Annotated in this window: 22 protein-coding genes; 18 read left to right on the top strand and 4 right to left on the bottom strand. The window is 73.2% G+C overall.

The window, feature by feature from the left end:
* The first annotated feature begins 1 nt into the window (after window position 1).
* Entirely contained in the window at window positions 2-1,213 is a 1,212-nt protein-coding gene (locus AC1DZC_RS00295; protein ID WP_477041866.1) for an RNA polymerase sigma factor, read from the top strand.
* A gap of 4 nt (window positions 1,214-1,217) precedes the next feature.
* On the opposite strand, the gene AC1DZC_RS00290 is transcribed toward AC1DZC_RS00295, so the two are convergent.
* Window positions 1,218-1,814 carry a LysE/ArgO family amino acid transporter gene (locus AC1DZC_RS00290; RefSeq protein ID WP_477040220.1) on the bottom strand — a complete coding sequence of 199 codons (597 nt, stop codon included), beginning with the start codon at window positions 1,812-1,814 and terminating at the stop codon, window positions 1,218-1,220.
* 71 nt (window positions 1,815-1,885) lie between these two features.
* On the opposite strand from AC1DZC_RS00290, the gene AC1DZC_RS00285 reads away from it, so the two are divergent.
* The 8 genes from AC1DZC_RS00285 to AC1DZC_RS00250 all read left to right on the top strand — a co-directional run bounded on the left by AC1DZC_RS00285 (window position 1,886) and on the right by AC1DZC_RS00250 (window position 8,497).
* Window positions 1,886-2,827 (top strand): LysR family transcriptional regulator ArgP, encoded by a 942-nt coding sequence (locus AC1DZC_RS00285; protein WP_477041865.1) that lies wholly within the window; start codon window positions 1,886-1,888, stop codon window positions 2,825-2,827.
* Between the two features lie 256 nt (window positions 2,828-3,083).
* Window positions 3,084-3,533 carry a 50S ribosomal protein L13 gene (rplM, locus tag AC1DZC_RS00280; RefSeq protein ID WP_028045033.1) on the top strand — a complete coding sequence of 150 codons (450 nt, stop codon included), beginning with the start codon at window positions 3,084-3,086 and terminating at the stop codon, window positions 3,531-3,533.
* 38 nt (window positions 3,534-3,571) lie between these two features.
* On the top strand, window positions 3,572-4,060 hold the full coding sequence (gene rpsI, locus AC1DZC_RS00275; RefSeq protein WP_426593009.1) for a 30S ribosomal protein S9: 489 nt from the start codon (window positions 3,572-3,574) through the stop codon (window positions 4,058-4,060).
* Between the two features lie 124 nt (window positions 4,061-4,184).
* Window positions 4,185-5,534 carry a phosphoglucosamine mutase gene (gene glmM / locus AC1DZC_RS00270; protein ID WP_477040222.1) on the top strand — a complete coding sequence of 450 codons (1,350 nt, stop codon included), beginning with the start codon at window positions 4,185-4,187 and terminating at the stop codon, window positions 5,532-5,534.
* Window positions 5,531-6,196 carry a peptide deformylase gene (locus AC1DZC_RS00265; protein ID WP_477040223.1) on the top strand — a complete coding sequence of 222 codons (666 nt, stop codon included), beginning with the start codon at window positions 5,531-5,533 and terminating at the stop codon, window positions 6,194-6,196. Before glmM ends, AC1DZC_RS00265 begins: the two co-directional genes overlap by 4 nt.
* Before the next feature lie 124 nt (window positions 6,197-6,320).
* Window positions 6,321-6,980: a DedA family protein gene (locus tag AC1DZC_RS00260; RefSeq protein ID WP_477041864.1), complete on the top strand. Its 660-nt coding sequence runs from the start codon at window positions 6,321-6,323 to the stop codon at window positions 6,978-6,980.
* A 107-nt stretch (window positions 6,981-7,087) separates the two neighbouring features.
* Window positions 7,088-7,789, top strand: coding sequence for a DedA family protein (locus AC1DZC_RS00255; RefSeq protein ID WP_477041863.1), 702 nt, complete (start codon window positions 7,088-7,090; stop codon window positions 7,787-7,789).
* A gap of 144 nt (window positions 7,790-7,933) precedes the next feature.
* The gene (locus AC1DZC_RS00250; protein WP_477041862.1) at window positions 7,934-8,497 is read left to right on the top strand and encodes a hypothetical protein; all 564 of its coding nucleotides are present in this window, start codon (window positions 7,934-7,936) and stop codon (window positions 8,495-8,497) included.
* Here AC1DZC_RS00250 and coaA read toward each other — a convergent pair.
* On the bottom strand, window positions 8,494-9,510 hold the full coding sequence (gene coaA / locus AC1DZC_RS00245; RefSeq protein WP_477040227.1) for a type I pantothenate kinase: 1,017 nt from the start codon (window positions 9,508-9,510) through the stop codon (window positions 8,494-8,496). The two genes, AC1DZC_RS00250 and coaA, sit on opposite strands and share 4 nt — an antisense overlap.
* Between coaA and glmS the strand changes: the two genes are divergently transcribed.
* Both glmS and AC1DZC_RS00235 read left to right on the top strand, forming a co-directional pair.
* Entirely contained in the window at window positions 9,509-11,365 is a 1,857-nt protein-coding gene (gene glmS / locus AC1DZC_RS00240) for a glutamine--fructose-6-phosphate transaminase (isomerizing) (protein WP_477041861.1), read from the top strand. The genes coaA and glmS overlap by 2 nt on opposite strands.
* Window positions 11,362-11,715, top strand: a complete 354-nt coding sequence (locus AC1DZC_RS00235; protein ID WP_477040229.1) for a holo-ACP synthase — start codon at window positions 11,362-11,364, stop codon at window positions 11,713-11,715. The genes glmS and AC1DZC_RS00235 overlap by 4 nt, the downstream gene beginning before the upstream one ends.
* A gap of 4 nt (window positions 11,716-11,719) precedes the next feature.
* Here the strand turns inward: AC1DZC_RS00235 and AC1DZC_RS00230 are convergent, their stop codons facing one another.
* Window positions 11,720-12,709, bottom strand: a complete 990-nt coding sequence (locus AC1DZC_RS00230) for an LLM class F420-dependent oxidoreductase (protein ID WP_477041860.1) — start codon at window positions 12,707-12,709, stop codon at window positions 11,720-11,722.
* 60 nt (window positions 12,710-12,769) lie between these two features.
* On the opposite strand from AC1DZC_RS00230, the gene AC1DZC_RS00225 reads away from it, so the two are divergent.
* Genes AC1DZC_RS00225 through AC1DZC_RS00195 form a run of 7 tightly spaced genes read left to right on the top strand, consistent with a single transcriptional unit; the run spans window position 12,770 to window position 18,501 of the window.
* On the top strand, window positions 12,770-14,221 hold the full coding sequence (locus tag AC1DZC_RS00225; RefSeq protein ID WP_477041859.1) for a bifunctional ADP-dependent NAD(P)H-hydrate dehydratase/NAD(P)H-hydrate epimerase: 1,452 nt from the start codon (window positions 12,770-12,772) through the stop codon (window positions 14,219-14,221).
* Entirely contained in the window at window positions 14,218-14,826 is a 609-nt protein-coding gene (locus AC1DZC_RS00220) for a nucleoside/nucleotide kinase family protein (RefSeq protein ID WP_477041858.1), read from the top strand. The genes AC1DZC_RS00225 and AC1DZC_RS00220 overlap by 4 nt, the downstream gene beginning before the upstream one ends.
* A 23-nt stretch (window positions 14,827-14,849) precedes the next feature.
* Window positions 14,850-16,025, top strand: a complete 1,176-nt coding sequence (gene alr, locus AC1DZC_RS00215; protein ID WP_477041857.1) for an alanine racemase — start codon at window positions 14,850-14,852, stop codon at window positions 16,023-16,025.
* Complete coding sequence (gene tsaE / locus AC1DZC_RS00210) at window positions 16,022-16,522, top strand: tRNA (adenosine(37)-N6)-threonylcarbamoyltransferase complex ATPase subunit type 1 TsaE (RefSeq protein WP_477041856.1); 501 nt, start codon at window positions 16,022-16,024, stop codon at window positions 16,520-16,522. The genes alr and tsaE overlap by 4 nt, the downstream gene beginning before the upstream one ends.
* A 4-nt stretch (window positions 16,523-16,526) precedes the next feature.
* Window positions 16,527-17,240: a tRNA (adenosine(37)-N6)-threonylcarbamoyltransferase complex dimerization subunit type 1 TsaB gene (gene tsaB / locus AC1DZC_RS00205; protein WP_477041855.1), complete on the top strand. Its 714-nt coding sequence runs from the start codon at window positions 16,527-16,529 to the stop codon at window positions 17,238-17,240.
* Complete coding sequence (gene rimI, locus AC1DZC_RS00200; RefSeq protein WP_477040236.1) at window positions 17,237-17,695, top strand: ribosomal protein S18-alanine N-acetyltransferase; 459 nt, start codon at window positions 17,237-17,239, stop codon at window positions 17,693-17,695. The genes tsaB and rimI overlap by 4 nt, the downstream gene beginning before the upstream one ends.
* Entirely contained in the window at window positions 17,692-18,501 is an 810-nt protein-coding gene (locus AC1DZC_RS00195; RefSeq protein ID WP_477041854.1) for a sulfurtransferase, read from the top strand. Before rimI ends, AC1DZC_RS00195 begins: the two co-directional genes overlap by 4 nt.
* A gap of 49 nt (window positions 18,502-18,550) precedes the next feature.
* Here the strand turns inward: AC1DZC_RS00195 and AC1DZC_RS00190 are convergent, their stop codons facing one another.
* Window positions 18,551-19,192 carry a malonic semialdehyde reductase gene (locus AC1DZC_RS00190; protein WP_477041853.1) on the bottom strand — a complete coding sequence of 214 codons (642 nt, stop codon included), beginning with the start codon at window positions 19,190-19,192 and terminating at the stop codon, window positions 18,551-18,553.
* Window positions 19,193-19,221 lie beyond the last annotated feature (29 nt).

Here is a 19,221-nt window from a genome sequence, read left to right as displayed (position 1 = left end):
CGTGACCGACATCGACGAGGAGATCGCCCGGGTCCACCGCGAGGAGTGGGCGCGGGTGGTCGCCACGCTGGCCCGGCGCTGGGGCGACCTCGACATCGCCGAGGAGATGACCGCCGAGGCCTTCGCGACCGCCGTCGACCGGTGGCCTACCGACGGTGTCCCGCCGAACCCGGGCGGCTGGCTCACCACGACCGCCCACCGCAAGGCGATCGACCGATACCGGCGCGAGTCACGGCGCGACGAGCTGCACCGGGAGGCGGCGCTGCTCTCCGGCGGCCCCGAACCGCTGGGCGCCGTCGACGACGACCGGCTCCGGCTCGTCTTCACGTGCTGCCACCCCGCCCTGGCGCCCGAGGCGCGGATCGCCCTGACCCTGCGGATGGTCGGCGGGCTCACCGTGCCCGAGATCGCGCGCGCGTTCCTGGTGCAGGAGGACGCCATGGCCCGCCGGATCACGCGCGCCAAGGCGAAGATCGCGGCGGCCAGGATCCCGTACCGCGTGCCGTCCCGCGAGGACCTCCCTGCCCGCGTCACCGGCGTGCTGGCGGTCCTGTACCTGATCTTCAACGAGGGCTACCTGGCCTCGGGCCCGCAGTACGCGCCGGTCCGCAGCGACCTGACGCTCGAGGCGATCCGGCTGGCCAGGCTGGTGCGCGACCTGCTGCCCGCCGACGGCGAGGTCCTGGGGCTCCTGGCGCTCATGCTCCTGACGGAGGCGCGCCGGCCCGCACGGGTGTCGGACGGCCGGCTCGTCCCCCTCGACGAGCAGGCCCGCGACGCCTGGGACGCCGGCCTGATCGCCGAGGGGCACGCCCTGGTCCGCGCACGCCTGGAGTCCGGCGAGGCGCCCGGTCGGTACCAGGTGCTCGCCGCGATCAACGCCGTGCACACCGACGCACCGGACGTCCGGGACACGGACTGGTCGCAGGTCGTCGCGCTCTACGACCAGCTGGTCCGTCTCGACCCCTCCCCGATCGTGCGGCTCAACCGTGCGGTCGCCGTCGCGGAGCTCGACGGTCCGCAGGTGGCGCTCGCGCAGGTCGAGGGCCTGCCGCTGGAGGGGTACCACCCGTTCCACGCCACGCGGGCCGAGCTGTTGCGCCGGCTCGGGCGCGACGAGGAGGCGCGGGCGGCGTACGACCGGGCCGTCGGGCTCACCGGCAACACCGCCGAGAAGGCCGCTCTCGTCCGCCGTCGCGACGAGCTGGGCTGACGGCTCAGACCACCAGGAGCACGGCCAGGGTGGTCATGACGACGCCGATGACGACGTCGAGCACCTGCCAGGAGCGCGGGCGGGCGAACACCGGACGCAGGTAGGCGGCGCCGAACCCGAGCGCCGTGAACCAGACGACGCTCGCGAGAGCGGCTCCGACGCCGAACGCCCACGCGCCGGGGTCGTGCTGGTGCGCCAGCGACCCGAGCAGCACGACGGTGTCGAGGTACACGTGGGGATTGAGGAAGGTCAGCGCCAGGCAGGTGGTCAGCACGGCGGAGAGGCTCGCGGGCCCGGCGGCGGCCGGGTCGAGGGTCTCCGGGTGCCGTGCGCGCCGGAACGCCCCGAACGCGAGCACGAGCAGGAAGACCGCTCCGCCGTACCGGGTCACGGTCAGGACGGTCGGATGGTTGGTGATCAGCGCCCCGAGCCCCGCGATGCCCGCGGTGATGAGGACCGCGTCGGCCGTCGCGCACACGGCGACGACCGGCAGCACGTGCTCCCGACGGATGCCCTGGCGCAGCACGAAGGCGTTCTGCGCGCCGATGGCGACGATGAGCGTCATCGACGTGAGGAAGCCGGCGAGGGCCGCGGAGAACATGTCGGCGACGCTAGACGGTTCCGTCGATGAAGCCTAGTTAATGGTTCTGTGGAACCATTAGGATCCTTCATGTGGCGTTCGATCCCGACCAGCTGAGCGCCCTCGCGGCGGTGGTCCACGAGGGCAGCTTCGACGCGGCCGCGCAGCGCCTGCACATCACGCCGTCGGCCGTCAGCCAGCGCGTCAAAGCACTAGAGCTGCAGGTGGGAAGGGTTCTGGTGCTGCGCACGCGGCCCTGCCGGCCGACGGAGGACGGCGAGATCCTGGTCCGGCTGGCGGGTCAGGTGGACCTCCTCGGGCGCGACGCCCTGGGCCAGCTGGTGCCCGCACCCGGCGGTGCGCGCTCCGTGAGGACCGGCGGGGCGTCGAGGCGCCTGCCCGTGGCCGTGAACGACGACTCGATGTCCACCTGGTTCCCGGCCGCCGTCGCGGACCTCCCCTCCGACGTCCTGCTCGACCTGCGGCGCGAGGACCAGGACCTGTCGGCGGGGCTGCTGCGCGACGGGACCGTGATGGCCGCGGTCACCGCCGACCCCCGCGCGGTGCAGGGCTGCCGCGTACGTCGGCTGGGCGCCATGCGCTACCTGGCCGTGGCCGCGCCGCACCGCAAGGACCGCTGGTTCGCCGACGGGCTGACCGCCGAGGCGTTCGCCGCCGCACCCCTGCTGGCGTTCAACAGGGAGGATGGCCTGCAGGAACGCTTCGTGGCGGCCGTCGTCGGCAGGCGGACCGTGACCCCGATGGTCCACTACGTGCCCTCGCAGTCGGCGTTCCTTGGCCTCATCGAGGCCGGGCTCGGGTGGGGGATGGTGCCCGAGGTCGCGGCCCGGGACGGGCTCGAGCGCGGGTCTCTGGTGGAGGTGCGCGCCGGCCGGACGCTCGACGTCCCGCTGTACTGGCAGCACTGGGCGCTGCGCACGCCGACCCTCGACGACCTGACCGACCGCGTGGTGCGGGCGGCTTCCGCGGCGCTCCGACCGGTCCGGAGGCACGGCCCGCCGGCCGCGGGGTGATCCCTCGTCCGACGCGCGCCCGGCGGCGGTGGGCGTGACCAACCGCGTTTTGACCCCTCACCGAGACGGCCGGTAATCTAGTGAGTCGTTGTGCGTCCCCGTTCGTGTGCAGGTGTACTCAGCACCGAGCCAGAACGGCAGGACCGGTGCGTTCCCGCTCGCCGTCCGGATGCAAGCGAGAGTTCTCATCGGCGGACCCGCATCCTGCGGAGCTCCGCCACGACAAGATTCGCAATCGAAACGAAGGCTGACGACCGTGCGTACGTACACCCCGAAGCCCGGCGACGTCGAGCGGAACTGGTACATCATCGACGCAAGCGATGTCGTCCTGGGCCGCTTGGCCACTCACGTGGCCACGTTGCTGCGCGGCAAGCACAAGGCGACCTTTGCTCCGCACGTCGACGGCGGTGACTTCGTCATCGTCATCAACGCGGAGAAGGTTGCTCTGACCGGCAACAAGCGCGAGAACAAGCTCGCGTACAGCCACTCCGGATACCCGGGTGGTCTGCGGGCCGTGGCCTACTCCGACCTTCTGGAGAAGCACCCCGAGCGCGCGATCGAGAAGGCAGTGCGCGGCATGCTCCCCAAGAGCTCGCTCGCGCGCCAGCAGCTCACCAAGCTCAAGGTCTACGCCGGCGCGGAGCACCCGCACGCGGCGCAGCAGCCGAAGCCCTTCGAGATCACCCAGGTTTCTCAGCAGGCGTGAGCCGGCTGAGCGCAGAGAACAAGGACGCGAGGAAACCAGTGGCAGAGACCACGGTCGACATCGACCTCGAGGGCGATGACACCCCCACCAGCTACACCTCCGAGACGGTTGCCCCCACGGGGCGCGGTCTGAGCAACGTGGCCCCGGCCAACGCGCTCGGCCGTCGCAAGGAGGCGATCGCCCGCGTGCGCATCGTCCCCGGCACCGGGCAGTGGAAGGTCAACGGGCGCACGCTCGAGGACTACTTCCCCAACAAGGTGCACCAGCAGCTCGTCAACTCCCCGTTCAAGCTGGTCGACGTCGAGGGTCGCTTCGACGTCGTCGCCCGCATCACCGGTGGTGGCGTGAGCGGCCAGGCGGGCGCGCTGCGCCTGGGCATCGCCCGTGCGCTCAACGCGATCGACGAGGAGCACAACCGCCCGGCCCTGAAGAAGGCCGGCTTCCTGACCCGCGACGCCCGCGTCGTGGAGCGCAAGAAGGCCGGTCTCAAGAAGGCCCGCAAGGCTCCGCAGTACTCGAAGCGCTGATCGTTCCGCTTCCGCTCGATGGCTCCGCCGGTCTCACGACCAGCGGGGCCATCGGCATGTCTGCGACCATCGAGGCGGGTGGGCTCGCGCCCTGGCCCGGCGACGACGAAGGGGTCTGACGACCATGGGGCAGCTATTCGGTACCGACGGCGTGCGTGGGCTCGCCAACCGCGACGTGACGGCGGAGCTCGCGCTCGACCTGTCGGTCGCGGCCGCGCACGTGCTCGGGTCGCTCGGCGAGTTCGAGGGGCACCGGCCGCGCGCGATCGTCGGACGTGACTCGCGGGCGTCGGGGGAGTTCCTCGCCGCGGCGGTCTCCGCGGGGCTGGCCTCGGCGGGGATCGACGTGAACAACGTCGGCGTCCTGCCCACGCCGGCGGTCGCGTTCCTCACCGCCGCGCTCGGGGTCGACATCGGTGTCGTGCTCTCGGCGTCGCACAACCCGATGCCCGACAACGGCATCAAGTTCCTGTCGCGCGGCGGGCACAAGCTCGACGACGAGCTCGAGGCCGCCATCGAGGCGCGCATGGGCGAGCACTGGGAGCGCCCGCTCGGTGGCGACGTCGGACGCATCCGCGTGGACACGGGCCGCGCCGGCGAGCAGTACGTCGAGCACCTCGTGGGCACCATCGACGCCCCGCTGACCGGTCTGCGGATCGCGGTCGACTGCGCGAACGGTGCCGCGAGCGACGTGGGTCCGGTCGCGCTGCGGGCCGCGGGGGCCGACGTCGTCGTGATCAACGCGTCGCCCGACGGCCGCAACATCAACGAGAAGTGCGGGTCGACGCACCCCGAGCAGCTGCAGGCGGCGGTCGTCGCGTCGGGCGCCGACCTGGGCGTCGCGTTCGACGGGGACGCCGACCGCTGCCTGGCGGTGGACGCGTCCGGCGTGCTCGTGGACGGCGACCAGATCATGGGGATCCTGGCCCTGGCGATGCGCGACCGCGGCGACCTGGCGGACAACACCCTGGTCACGACGGTGATGAGCAACCTCGGCCTGAAGATCGCGATGCGCGACGCGGGGATCGCGACGGTCCTCACCGCGGTCGGCGACCGGTACGTGCTGGAGGCGATGCGCGCCGGCGGCTACTCGCTCGGCGGCGAGCAGTCGGGGCACATCATCATGGCCGCGCACGCGACCACCGGGGACGGCGTGCTGACCGCACTACAGCTCGCGGCCCGGGTCGCGGCGACCGGCGAGCCGATCGCGAAGCTCGCCAGCATCGTCCGCCGGCTCCCGCAGACGCTCGTCAACGTGCCCGGGGTCGACAAGGGCCGGGCCGACGCCGACGGTCCGCTGCTCGACGCCGTCCGGCTCGCCGAGGCGGGTCTGGGCGACACGGGTCGCGTGCTGCTGCGCCCGTCGGGCACGGAGGACCTCGTGCGCGTCATGGTCGAGGCCGGCACCCAGGCCGAGGCCGACCGGGTCGCGCACGAGCTGGCCGACGTCGTCAAGGAACGGCTGGCACTGTGAGCGCGGCGCACTCCGGCCCCGAGTGGGACCAGGCGCTGCGCGACACCGCGCTGTGGATCATCGAGGCAGGGGCCCAGGGGGTCGCGCCCATCGTCCAGGCCGGGCACCCCGCGCTGCGGGCGGTCGCGACGCCCTACGACGCGCAGCTCTCCGACGAGGAGCTCACGGCGCTGCTCGAGGTCATGCACCGCACCATGCGGGCGGCGCCGGGCGTCGGCCTGGCCGCCCCGCAGCTCGGCCTGCCGCTCGCGATCGCGGTGCTGGAGGACCCGGGCACCCTGTCCGACGAGCACGCGCAGGTGCGCGAGCGCGAGGCCCTGCCGTACCGGGTGCTCGTGAACCCGTCGTACGAGCCGGTCGGCGACGTCCGCTCCTCCTTCTACGAGGGCTGCCTCAGCGTCGTCGGCTACACCGCCGTCGTGGCCCGGGCGCGACAGGTGCACCTGACCGGCCACGACGAGCACGGCGAGGAGGTCGACGAGCTGGTGACCGGCTGGTCGGCTCGGATCGTCCAGCACGAGACCGACCACCTGGGCGGCACGCTCTACCTGGACCGGGCCGAGCTGCGTTCCCTGGCGACGACCGACGGCTTCGGCGCACGCTGGGCTGCGGAGCCGCGGCCGGCGGGCGCGAGCCACGCTCTCGGGTTCCCGCTCGACTGAGGGTCTTCGTGGGTTGACCCCAGGGTAGAACCGGGGGCATCCCCCATGTCGGTGGCGACGGCGCGTGCCTAGCGTTGAGTGCGAGGGCGAGCCGGTCAGGACGCCCCGACGGAGGAGGCGCGCGGTGGTCGAGGCATGGGCCGTGGCCCTGGCGGGGTCGCCGTGGATCTTCCTGGTCGTCTACCTGTTCGCCACGGTCGACGGGTTCTTCCCGCCGATCCCCAGCGAGTCCGTCGTCATCGCGGTCGCCGCGCTCGCGGTCTCGCAGGGACACCCGAACCTGTGGCTCCTCGTCCTCGCGGCCGCGCTCGGTGCGTTCACCGGCGACCAGATCGCCTACCAGCTGGGCACCAAGGTCAAGGTGCACGAGGTCCGCATCTTCCGGTCTGCGCGTGCGCAGGCGGCGATCCGCTGGGCGCAGGACACGCTCGCGCGACGAGGGGCCGCGTTCGTCGTCGCCGCCCGGTACGTACCGGTGGGCCGCGTGGCGGTCAACATGACGGCGGGCGCGGTGCGCTACCCCCGCCGACGGTTCGTCGGGCTCGCCGCGATCGCCTCGGCCTCCTGGGCGGTCTACGCGGCACTGATCGGCATCGGGGCGGGTGCGTGGTTCGGCAGCCACACGATGCTGGGCGTCGCGGTCGGGGTCGTCGGGGGCATCGCGCTCGGCCTCGTCATCGACCGGGTCATGCGGATGGTGCAGGTCAGCGAGAGTCCGACGCCGCCGGCCGTGCCCGCGGAGCCCGAGCGCGAGCTCGTCGGGTCGGCGTCGGGTGCCTCTTGACGGCCAGAGCCGGTCGCTGATGCCGGGCACGTATCGGGGCGGCTTACCGTTGTGGTGAACAACCGGCCGTACCGACGGTCGACGCACACCTCCGGAAGGGGACACAGGTGATCGAGGCATGGGCGCTCGCCCTGGCGGGGTCCCCGTGGATCTTCGTCGTCCTCTACCTGTTCGCCACCATCGACGGGTTCTTCCCGCCGGTCCCCAGCGAGTCGCTGGTGATCGCGCTCGCCGCCCTCGCGATCTCGAGCGGCGAGCCGAACATCTGGCTGGTGATGCTCTTCTCGGCGCTGGGCGCCTTCACAGGGGACCAGATCGCGTACCAGATCGGCACCAAGGTCAAGGTGCGCCAGCTCAGGATCCTCAGCTCGGCGCGCGGGCAGGCCGCGATCGACTGGGCCGAGCACACCCTGGCCAGACGCGGCGCGGCGTTCATCATCGCCGCGCGCTACGTCCCGGTCGGGCGCGTGGCCGTGAACATGACGGCCGGCGCCGTCGCCTACCCGCGGCGTCGGTTCGTCGGGCTCACGGCGCTCGCCGCCGTGACGTGGTCCGCCTACGCCGCCCTGATCGGCATCGGGGCGGGCGCCTGGCTCGGGGACCACATGTTCGTCGCCGTGGCCGTCGGGGTGGCGGGCGGCATCCTGCTGGGCCTCGTCATCGACTGGGTCATGCGCAGGCTGACCCACACGTCCGACGAGCTGCATCCCGACGCCGGGGCGACCGAGCCCGGGACGGCCGCGGCCGTCGACGAGGCTCCGCCGGTGCATCCGGTCACGGGACGCTCACGATCGGACCCCGCGGCCTAACGATCCGGTATCGCTCGGTCACTGCCGTCATGGCTGCCATTACTCTCGAAGAGTGCCGGCGGCGAGGACGGCACTCCCATCTCGTCTGACACCCGTGGGGGTGCGCCGCGGCATGGGTACCGGCGGCGAGGGGGACGGGGCGAGATGGACGTGCGGGCGAGGTGGACGGCAGTCGTCGTGCTGCCCGCCGCCCTGCTCCTCGCCTCGTGCAGCAGCGCAGGACCCAGCGAGCCGACGACGCCGACCGCGGTCGTGGCACCGGCCGCCGACTGCATGTCGCCGGCGGTCCTGAACGACCTGGGCCTCGTCCCGGCGTCCGCCGAGGACGTCGAGCTGAGCCCGACCGCGTCACCCCAGCCCGGCACGGTGCCCGACGGCTTCGTGCCGGTGAGCGTCGTGGTCTGCACCCCGGACGGCTCCCTGCACGACGCCTCGGGGACCTGGCTCGCCCTGACGGCCAGCCATCGCGAGGGTGACCTCGAGCCGCTCGTCGCCGCCCTGCACGAGCCGTCCGCGCGGCGCGGGGGCACGTGCAGCTCCGGTCAGGTCCAAGCGCCCGCCCTGTGGCTCGTCGACGCCCTGGGTCGTGCGCTGCGACCGACCTGGCCGACCGACCGCTGCGGTGAGCCCAGCGCCAAGGTCACCGAGGCCCTCGCGGCGCTCGAGGAGACCGACAACGAGAAGTACCCGGTCCAGGAGACTCCCTAGAGCTTGCGGAGCCGGACGCGCTGGACCGCGTGGTCGGGACCCTTGGTCAGGACGAGGGTGGCGCGGCTGCGCGTCGGCAGGATGTTCTCGAGCAGGTTGGGCGCGTTGATCGAGTCCCAGATCGACTTGGCCCGCTCGGCCGCCTCGTCGTCGCTCAGCGCGGCGAACCGGTGGAAGTACGACTCGGGCCGGGCGAACGCGGTCTCGCGCAGGCGCAGGAACCGTTCGACGTACCACTGGCGCACGTCGCTGGTGCGGGCGTCGACGTAGATGGAGAAGTCGAAGAAGTCGCTGACGGCCAGGTTCGACGGGCCCTCCGACGAGGGTCGGGCCGGCTGCAGGACGTTCAGGCCCTCGACGATCAGGACGTCAGGGCGGCTGACCACGACCTCGCGACCCGGCACGATGTCGTAGGTCAGGTGGTCGTAGACCGGCACCTTGACCTCGGGCCGGCCCGCCTTGACCTGGGAGACGAACCGCAGCAGCGCGCGGCGGTCGTACGACTCCGGGAAGCCCTTGCGCTCCATCAGCCCCCGCCGGGCCAGCTCGGCGTTGGAGTAGAGGAACCCGTCCGTCGTGACCAGCTGCACGCGCGGCGTGGCGGGCCAGCGGGCCAGCAGCTCGCGCAGCAGGCGGGCGGTGGTCGACTTGCCGACGGCGACCGACCCGGCCACCCCGATCACGAACGGGGTGCCGCCGACGTCCTCGCGCAGGAACGTGCTCGACGCCGCGTGCAGGCCGCGGGTCGCCTCGATGTGGAGGTCGAGCAGGCGGGAGATCGGCCGGTAGACGACGTCGACCTCGGCCAGGTCGATGGGGTCGCCCAGCCCGGCGAGCCGTTCGACGTCGGCGTCGGTGAGCGGCAGGGGGGTCGAGGCGGACAGGCGCGCCCACGCGTCGCGATCGAGATCGACGAACGGGGTGGCCAGGCTGAGCGAGGGTGGCACGGGTCGATTGTGCCCGAGAGAGACTGACGGGGCTGCCGCAGCGCCCGAGGATAGACTCCCCGCCATGTGCGGAATCGTCGGGTACGTCGGAAGCCAGGTGGCCAGCGATCGTCCCCTGGACGTGGTGCTCGAGGGTCTGCGGCGGTTGGAGTACCGCGGCTACGACTCCGCGGGCGTCGCGCTGGTGAGCCCGGACGGCCATCTCGCGACCGCCAAGAAGGCCGGAAAGCTGGCCAACCTCGTCGAGGAGCTGGACCTCAACCCGCTCCCGACCTCGACTGCGGCGATCGGCCACACCCGCTGGGCGACGCACGGCGGGCCCACGGACGTGAACGCCCACCCCCACGTCGCCGGCAAGCTCGCGGTGATCCACAACGGCATCGTCGAGAACTTCGCGACGCTCAAGGCCGAGCTGATCGCGCAGGGCGTCGAGTTCCTCTCGGAGACCGACACAGAGGTCGCCGCGCAGCTCATCGCCCGCGCCTATGCGACCTCCGGCGACCTCACCACGGCGATGACCGAGGTGGCGCGGACGCTGCACGGCACGTTCACGCTGCTCGCCGTCCACGAGGACGCGCCGGACGTCGTGGTCGGTGCCCGGCACGACTCGCCGCTCGTCGTCGGCCTGGGGGACGGGGAGAACTTCCTGGGCTCCGACGTCGCCGCGTTCATCTCGCACACGCGCGAGGCTCTCGAGCTCGGGCAGGACCAGGTGGTCACCATCACGCCCGGGGCCGTCGCGGTCACCGGGTTCGACGGGCTGCCCGCGCACGCGCGCCGGTACACCGTCGACTGGGACGCCGCCGCCGCCGAGAAGGGCGGCTTCCGCTCGTTCATGGACAAGGAGATCCACGACCAGCCGCAGGCCGTCGCAGACACCCTCCTGGGTCGCACCGACGCACGCGGTCGCCTGGTCCTCGACGAGGTCCGCATCGAGGAGTCCGTGCTGCGGGCGGTCGACAAGATCGTCGTCGTCGCCTGCGGGACGGCCGCCTACGCCGGGCACGTGGCCAAGTACGCGATCGAGCACTGGTGCCGGATCCCGGTCGAGGTCGAGCTCGCGCACGAGTTCCGCTACCGCGACCCGGTGGTCAACGAGCGCACCCTCGTCGTCGCCGTCTCGCAGTCGGGCGAGACGATGGACACGCTCATGGCCGTGCGGCACGCGCGCGAGCAGGGTGCCAAGGTGCTCGCGCTGGTGAACACCCACGGCTCGACGATCCCGCGCGAGTCCGACGCGGTCCTGTACACGCACGCCGGCCCGGAGATCGCCGTCGCCTCGACGAAGGCGTTCCTCGCGCAGATCACCGCGGCCTACCTGCTGGGCCTCTACCTCGCGCAGCTGCGCGGCAACAAGTACGCCGACGAGGTCGCCGAGATCCTCACCGAGCTGCGCGCGATGCCCGACAAGATCCAGCAGGTCCTCGACCGCGCAGGCCGCGTCCGCGAGATCGCCCGCTGGATGGTGGACACGCAGTCGGTGCTCTTCCTCGGCCGGCACGTCGGGTTCCCGGTGGCCATGGAGGGCGCGCTCAAGCTCAAGGAGCTCGCCTACATCCACGCCGAGGGCTTCGCGGCGGGCGAGCTCAAGCACGGACCGATCGCGCTCATCGAGCCGGGGCAGCCCGTGTTCGTCGTGGTGCCGTCGCCGCGCGGCCGCGACTCGCTGCACTCCAAGGTCGTCTCCAACATCCAGGAGATCCGCGCCCGCGGCGCCCGCACGCTCGTGATCGCCGAGGACGGCGACGAGGCCGTGCTCCCGTACGCCGACGAGGTGTTCTACGTGCCGCAGTCGCCGACCCTGCTCGCCCCGTTGCTGGCAGTCGTGCCGCTGCAGATCTTCGCCTGCGAGCTGGCCAGCGCCAAGGGCCTCGACGTCGACCAGCCGCGCAACCTCGCGAAGTCCGTGACCGTCGAGTGATCGTCGGTGTCGGCATCGACGTCGTCGACGTCGCGCGGTTCGTCGCGACGCTGCACCGCGTCCCCGCCCTGCGCGACAAGCTCTTCACGCCCGAGGAGCGCGAGATGCCGGAGACGTCGCTCGCCGCGCGGTTCGCCGCCAAGGAGGCGATCGCCAAGGCCCTCGGCGCGCCGGGCGGCATGAGCTGGCAGGACGCGACCGTCCGCCGGATCTCCGGCGCGCAGCCGGTCGTCGAGGTGGTCGGCACCGTCGCCGCCGCGGCGGCCGCGGCCGGCGTCGACCGGTTCCACCTGTCGATCTCGCACGACGCGGGCATCGCGTCGGCGGTCGTCGTCGCCGAGCGCGACTGAGCCCCTAGCGCAGGGCCGGGATGACCTGCTGCTCGAAGAGCTCGATGCCCGAGCGGTCGTAGGCGGCCTCGAGGAAGTACGTGATCGCGTAGCCGAGGCCCAGGTCCTTCAGGGCGTTCAGCTTCTCGACGATCTGCTCCGGCGTCCCGACCAGCGGTCCGTTGCGCAGGTTCTCGGCCTCCTCGGCCGCCTTCTCCGGGACCGTGTTCGACAGGTGCTCCTCCGCCCAGGCGACGCGGTCGTCGACGTCGGCCTCGGTCTCGCCGATGACCACGTTGTAGTTGGCCGACCGCGTGATCTCCTCGAACGGCCGCCCGATCTCGGCGCAGTGCCTGCGCAGGACGTCGGACTTGTGCGCGAACCCCTCGGGCGAGCCGTCGAAGTTCGTGTACTGCGCGTGCTCCGCGGCGATGCGCAGGGTCTTCTGCTCGCCGCCGCCCGCGATCCACAGGGGCGGGCCGTCCAGCTGGAGGGGGAGTGGGGACAGCTGCGCGCCGTTGACCTGGTAGTAGCGGCCGTCGAGGGTCGCGGTGCCGTTGGTCCACAGCTGCTTGAAGATCTGCACGCCCTCGTCGAGCATGCCGATCCGCTCGCCCGCCCGCGGGAAGCCGTACCCGTACGCGCGCCACTCGTGCTCGTACCAGCCGGCCCCGATGCCCATCTCGACGCGGCCGCCGGAGATCACGTCGGCGGTCGTGGCGACCTTCGCCAGGTAGGCCGGGTTCCGGTAGGCCATGCACGTGCACATCTGTCCGAGGCGCACGCGGCTGGTCGACGCCGCGAAGGCGTTCATCAGGCTCCAGGCCTCGTGCACCGCCTCGCCGTTGGGCGGCTGGGGCACCGAGTGGAAGTGGTCGTAGACCCAGATGGACTCGTACGCGTCGCCCTCGTCGGCGTGGCGCGCGAGCCCGTTCATCACCGCCCAGTGGTCGCGGGGCTCGATGCCCGTGAGGTCCTGTCGCCAGCCTTGGGGGATGAAGAGTCCGAAGCGCATGGTCGGCACGTTACCCACCTGCGGCTCGCCCCGCCTGCGCGGACCAGACAGGATGGGCATGTGCTGGAGTCGTGGACGTCGTCGCAGGTCCGAGCCGCCGAGGCTCCGCTCCTGGATGCGGGGGAGCCGCTCATGGAGCGGGCCGCGTTCGCGCTGCACGTGCACGTGGCCGCAGCCCTGCGCGAGCGGCGCGGACGGGTCGGCGGTGCGCGGGTGCTCGTCCTGGCGGGGTCCGGCAACAACGGGGGTGACGCCCTGTACGCCGGGGCCCTGCTGGCCCGGCGCGGGGTCGAGGTGCGCGCCGTGCTGGTCGGTGAGCGCGTGCACCAGGGCGGTCTCGCCGCGCTGACGGCCGCCGGGGGCCGGGTCGTCGACGACCCGTGGGCGGCGGACCTCGTCCTCGACGGGCTCGTCGGCATCGGCGGAGACGGGTCGGGGCTGCGAGGCCGGGCGGCCGAGATCGTCCACGGCCTCGTCGGCGACCCGTTCGTCGTCGCGGTCGACGTCCCCTCGGGCATCGGCGTGGACGACGGCACCGCGACCGGCACGGTGCTCGACGCCGACCTGACGGTGACGTTCGGCGGTGCGAAGCCCGGGCTGCTCCTGCCGCCCGCGGCCCTGCACGCGGGGCAGGTCGAGGTGGTCGACATCGGCCTGGACCTCGGCGACGCACCCGCCGTCGTCCGGCTGCAGGACGCCGACGCGGCCGGGCTGTGGCCCGTACCGACGGCGGACGCGCACAAGTACACGCGCGGCGTGGTGGGCGTCGTGGCCGGGTCCCGCGCGTACCCGGGTGCGGCGATCCTCGCGACGAGGTCCGCGCTGCGGGCGGGCGTCGGTATGGTCCGCTACCTCGGCGACGTCGGGGAGCTCGTCGTCGCGACGAACCCCGAGGTCGTCGTCGGCAACGGACGGGTCCAGGCGTGGGTGTTCGGTCCCGGGGTCTCCACCGACGACGCGAGCCAGCGGCGCCGCATCCAGTACGCGTTCGAGCACGTGCTGACCGGCGGCGAGCCCGCGGTGATCGACGCGGGCGCGCTCGAGCTGCTGCCCGAGCGGGTGGGCCCGCACGCCGTGCTCACCCCGCACGCCGGTGAGCTGGCCACGCTGCTCACGGCGCGCGGTGAGACCGTCGACCGCGCGGCCATCGAGCGCGAGCCGTTGCGCTGGGCGCGACGGACCCATGACCTCACGGGAGCGACGGTCCTGCTCAAGGGACCGGTGACGCTCGTCGTCGGCGCGCACGGCGCCACCTACGCGCAGGCCGACGCGCCCGCGTGGCTCGCGACCGCCGGCGCGGGAGACGTCCTCGCCGGACTGCTGGGGGCCCTCCTGGCGGCCCGCGTCGAGGCGATCCACGAGGACCCGACCCTCGTGGCCGCGCTCGCGGCGACCGCAGCTCTCGTGCACGGCCGCGCGGCGCACCGGGCCAACCCGGGCGGCCCGATCTCGGCCACCGCCGTGGCCGAGGCGATCCCCGGCACCGTCGCGGCGCTGGTCGACGGTTCGTGAACGACGAGATCCGCGCCCGGCTGGACGCGCTGCTGGCCACGGGCGAGCGCCGGATCCTCGGGATCGTGGGAGCGCCGGGCGCCGGGAAGTCCACCCTCGCCGCGCAGGTGGTCCAGGTCGCCGGTCCGCGCGCCGTCGTCGTGCCCATGGACGGCTTCCACCTGGCGCAGACCGAGCTCGAGCGCATCGGTCGCGCCGACCGCAAGGGGGCGCCCGACACGTTCGACGCGGCCGGCTACGTGGCCCTGCTGCGGCGGCTGCGCTCGGAGCCCGGCATCGTCTACGCCCCGGAGTACCGCCGCGACCTGCGCAACCCCGTCGCCGGCGCGATCGCGGTGCCGCCGGACGTCCCGCTCGTGGTCACGGAGGGCAACTACCTGCTTCTCGACGAGCACGGGTTCGGGCCCGTCGCCGGGCTGCTCGACGAGTCGTGGTTCGTGGCGCTGCCCGACGACGTGCGGCTCGCCCGGCTCGTGGCCCGGCACGAGGCGTTCGGGAAGTCGCCCGAGGCGGCGCGTGCGTGGTCCTACGGTCCCGACGAGGTGAACGCCCGGCTCGTCGCCGCGACGGCGCACCGTGCGTCCCTGCGCGTCGAGGTGCGGTGAGCGGCAGTGCGAGACTGGACGCCGTGAGCCAGTTCCCCGCGCGCGCCGTCGTCGACCTCGCCGCGATCCGCGGAAACGTGGCGTCGCTGGCCGCGCACGCCCCGACCGCGCAGGTCATGGCCGTGGTGAAGGCCGACGCGTACGGTCACGGGCTGGTCCCCTCCGCGCGGGCTGCCGTCGCCGGTGGGGCGTCCTGGCTCGGCGCCGCGCAGGTGGCCGAGGCGCTCGAGCTGCGTCGCGCCGGGATCGCCGGCCCGCGCATCCTCGCCTGGCTCTACGCCCCGGGTGCGCCGCTGCACGACGCCATCGAGGCCGACATCGACCTCACGGTGTCCGCGGCGTGGGCGCTCGACGAGGTGGCGGCCGCGGCGCGCGCCGTCGGTCAGACCGCGCGGGTCCAGCTCAAGGTGGACACCGGGTTGAGCCGCAACGGCCTGACGCCGGCCGACCTGGCGGACCTCCTGCCTGCCGCGCAGCGCCTGGAGGCCGAGGGGGCGATCGACGTCGTCGGGCTGTGGTCGCACCTCGCGATCGCCGACGAGCCGACCCACCCGACGGTCGCGCTGCAGGCGGAGGTGTTCGCGGACGCGCTCCAGGTCGTCGAGGGTGCCGGAGTGCGGCTCGAGGTGCGCCACCTGGCCAACTCCGCCGCGACCCTGACCAGCCCCGCGACCCACTACGACCTGGTCCGGCCCGGGATCGCCACCTACGGCCTCTCGCCGGTGCCGCAGCTCGGCGGCCCGGAGGAGTTCGGTCTGGTGCCGGCCATGACCGTCGAGGCCGAGCTGGCCAACGTCAAGCGTGTACAGGCCGGCACCGGCGTCTCGTACGGACATCTGTACGTCACCCGGCAGGACACCGTGCTCGGCCTCGTCCCGCTCGGGTACGCCGACGGGGTGCCCCGGCATGCGTCGGGCGGGCAGGACCGCCCCGGCGGGCCGGTCCTGGTCGGTGGCCGGACGGTCGGCATCGCCGGGCGCGTCTGCATGGATCAGTTCGTGCTCGACCTCGGGCCCGATGCCTCCGAGCGGGCGGGCGACACGGTCGAGCTGTTTGGTACGGGGGCCGACGGTGGCCCGACGGCCGAGGACTGGGCCCGGGTGGCTGGGACGATCTCCTACGAGATCGTGACGCGACTGGGCGCACGCGTGCCGCGCGTGCACGTGGACGGGGAGTCGACGACGGGGGACGGTGCATGACGCAGGTACGACTCCCGGACGCGGAGGCCACCCGGGCGTTCGGCCGGGCGCTCGCGGGCGTGCTGCGCGCGGGCGACCTGGTGGTGCTCACGGGCGACCTGGGCGCCGGCAAGACGACGCTCACGCAGGGCATCGGTGCCGGGCTGTCGGTGCGCGGGCAGGTCGCGTCGCCGACGTTCGTGATCGCGCGCGTGCACCCGTCGCTGCAGGACGGGCCCCCGCTCGTGCATGTCGACGCCTACCGGCTGGGATCACTCGACGAGGTGGACGCGCTCGACCTCGACGCGAGCCTGGACGAGGCGGTGACGGTGGTCGAGTGGGGCGAGGGCTGGGTCGAGGGGCTGACCGAGGACCGCCTGGAGATCACGCTGCAGCGGCCGCGCGGTGGAACGTTGGAGAACCTCGACGACGCGGCGACAGGGGAGCGCATCGTGACGCTGAAGCCGGTCGGCGCCCGCTGGGCGGACGTGACCCTGCCCGGTTCGATGGCAGGCTGAGACCGTGCCCGTCCTCGCCCTCGACACCTCCGCCGCTGTCGCCGTCAGCCTGACCGACGACACCGGGGTCCTGCTCGCCGCCCGGTCCGACCAGCAGCAGCGGCACCACGCCGAGCTGCTCACCCCGATGATCGCCGCGGTGCTCGCGGACGCCGGGGTGGACCGCCGCGAGCTGACCTCCGTGGTCGTCGGCACCGGCCCCGCGCCCTTCACGGGCCTGCGCGTCGGGCTCGTGACCGCGCGCACGCTCGGCCTGGCCCTCGGCATCCCCGCCCGTGGCGTGCCCAGCCTCGACGCGATCGCGGCGGCAGCGTCGCGGACCCTGCCCGAGGGGACCGACGTCGTGGTCGCGACCGACGCCCGTCGTCGCGAGGTCTACTGGTCGTCGTACCGGCTCGCCGGCCCCGGGCGGATCGAGGTGCTCGTCCCGCCGTCGGTCGGGGCCGCCGCCGACGTCGTCCTCAACGGCGCGCTGGTGATCGGCCGTGGCGGATCCCTGTACGCGGACGTGTTCGCTCCGCCGGTCGACGGCCCGGTGGTCGCGCCGGTCGGTGCGGTCGCGCTGCAGCCCGCGCTCGACGGTCTGCTCGACCCCGACCCCGCGGAGCTGGCCCGCCTGTCGCTCCAGCGGGCCGACGAGGTCCTCGACACCGAGCCCCTGTACCTGCGCCGCCCGGACGCCGTGCCGCAGGCGGCCCGCAAGCGCGTGCTCGGATGACCACCCTCGTCCGGCCGCTGACCCACGACGACCTGCCCACGCTCGAGCGGCTTGAGGGCGAGCTGTTCGGCGCCGCGGCGTGGTCGCCCGAGGGGCTGGCCGACGAGCTCGTCGGACCCGGTCGGTGGTACGTGGGCGTCGAGCAGGACGGCGACCTGGTCGGGTACGCGGGTCTGTGGTTCGACGGCTACGACGCGCAGGTCATGACCATCGGCACCGAGGAGCGGTTCCAGGGCCGCGGGCTCGCCCGGCTCATGCTCGACAACCTCCTGGCGCGGGCGCGCGAGGTCGGTGCCGCCGTGGTCCTGCTCGAGGTCCGGGTCGACAACGAGCCGGCCATCCACCTGTACGAGAGCGTCGGGTTCGAGCGGCTGGGCAAGCGCCGCGCCTACTACCAGCCGGGAAACATCGACGCGTGGACCATGCGACTGGATCTGCGCGAGGGGGCCTCATGACCGACAGGGACAACGTGCTCGTCACGGCCGAGGCGTTGGAGGCGGAGCTGGCGGGGCCGAGACGCCCGGTGCTGCTCGACGTTCGCTGGGCGCTCGGCCAGACCGACGGCCACGAGCGCTACCTCGCGGGCCACCTGCCGGGTGCGGTCTACGTCGACCTGGAGACCGAGCTCGCGGACCCGCCGACCGCTCGCGACGGACGCCATCCGCTCCCGTCGGACCTGCAGTCGTCCGCGCGCCGCTGGGGCGTCACCGCGGACCGCCCGGTCGTCGCCTACGACGCGGTCGGCGGCATGTCCGCGGCGCGCGTCTGGTGGCTCCTGCGGTGGGCCGGACTGCACGACGTCCGGCTGCTCGACGGCGGCCTCGGCGCGTGGACGGGACCGCTCGAGCCCGGCGAGGTCACGCCGCCGCCGAGCGACGTCGTCCTGTCCGGTGGCGCCCTCGAGACGATCGACGCCGATGCCGCCGCCGGCTGGGTGGGCTCGCTGCTCGACGCGCGTGCCGCCGAGCGGTTCCGTGGCGAGGTCGAGCCGGTGGACCCGCGGGCCGGCCACATCCCGGGTGCGCTCTCGTTCCCGACGGCGTGGCTGCTCGAGGCGGACGGCACGTTCCTGAGCACCGAGGCGCTGCGCGACAGGTTCGCGTCGCTGGACGGTCCGGTCGCCGTCTACTGCGGCTCCGGCGTCACCGCGGCGCACGAGGTCGCCGCGCTCGCGACGATCGGCATCGATGCCGCGCTCTACCCGGGCTCGTGGTCGCAGTGGTCGAACGACCCGGACAGGCCGGTAGCGACCGGGGCATGACGAAGGCCGCGACCAGGGGAGATCGCGGCCTTCGTCGGAACGGGGTGGGTCAGACCGTCTTGGCGATCTGGTTGTAGCTGAGGCGCTCGCCGCGCGGGCGGTGCGTCCCGGTGCCCTCGACGTTGCCGACGTTGATGACGAACAGAGACTTCCAGCCGCTGTCGCCGAAGAACTCGGCGTCGACGCTCGGGAAGTCGAGGCCGGCCATCGGGCCCGCGCCGAGACCGGCGGCGCGCAGGCCGACGATCAGGTAGCCGGCCTGGATCAGCGCGCTGGTGCGGGCCATCTGGTCGCGCGTCTCGGGCTGGCCCTCGAGGACGTCCTTGAACGCCGCGGCGTGGGGCGCCAGCGTCGGGAGGTGCTCGTGGAAGCCGGTGTCCGCCGCGACGACGAGCGTGACCGGGGCGGCGAGCACGCGCTCGCGGTTGCCCTCGCTCATCAGGGCCGCGAGGCGCTCACGGGCCTCGGGCGTGCGCACGACGAGCAGGCGCAGCGGCAGCGTGTTCATCGCCGTCGGGCCCCACTTCACCAGGTCGTAGACCGAGGCGAGCTGCTCGTCGGTGACCTCGCCCGGGACGAACTCGGCAACGGTGCGTGCCTCGCGGAAGAGGAGGTCGGCGACGTCGTCGGCAACAGCCAGCGCGGGCGTCGGGAAGTCGAGGCCGTCAAGAACGGTGGTGTCTGTGGTCATATCTGATTGAAGCATCAACTACTCACGGT

The organism is Cellulomonas sp. P2_B4 (genome assembly GCF_056404795.1).
This window is presented reverse-complemented; position numbering and strand designations above follow the sequence as displayed.

What these genes read in the sequence shown, in the direction of transcription:
- AC1DZC_RS00290 (WP_477040220.1), bottom strand. Translation starts at nt 1,814, where the DNA reads ATGTTCTCCGCGGCCCTCGCCGGCTTCCTCACGTCGATGACGCTCATC.
- glmM (WP_477040222.1), top strand. Translation starts at nt 4,185, where the DNA reads ATGGGGCAGCTATTCGGTACCGACGGCGTGCGTGGGCTCGCCAACCGC.
- AC1DZC_RS00250 (WP_477041862.1), top strand. Translation starts at nt 7,934, where the DNA reads ATGGACGTGCGGGCGAGGTGGACGGCAGTCGTCGTGCTGCCCGCCGCC.
- glmS (WP_477041861.1), top strand. Translation starts at nt 9,509, where the DNA reads ATGTGCGGAATCGTCGGGTACGTCGGAAGCCAGGTGGCCAGCGATCGT.
- coaA (WP_477040227.1), bottom strand. Translation starts at nt 9,510, where the DNA reads ATGGCGGGGAGTCTATCCTCGGGCGCTGCGGCAGCCCCGTCAGTCTCT.
- AC1DZC_RS00230 (WP_477041860.1), bottom strand. Translation starts at nt 12,709, where the DNA reads ATGCGCTTCGGACTCTTCATCCCCCAAGGCTGGCGACAGGACCTCACG.
- tsaE (WP_477041856.1), top strand. Translation starts at nt 16,022, where the DNA reads ATGACGCAGGTACGACTCCCGGACGCGGAGGCCACCCGGGCGTTCGGC.
- rimI (WP_477040236.1), top strand. Translation starts at nt 17,237, where the DNA reads ATGACCACCCTCGTCCGGCCGCTGACCCACGACGACCTGCCCACGCTC.
- AC1DZC_RS00195 (WP_477041854.1), top strand. Translation starts at nt 17,692, where the DNA reads ATGACCGACAGGGACAACGTGCTCGTCACGGCCGAGGCGTTGGAGGCG.
- AC1DZC_RS00190 (WP_477041853.1), bottom strand. Translation starts at nt 19,192, where the DNA reads ATGACCACAGACACCACCGTTCTTGACGGCCTCGACTTCCCGACGCCC.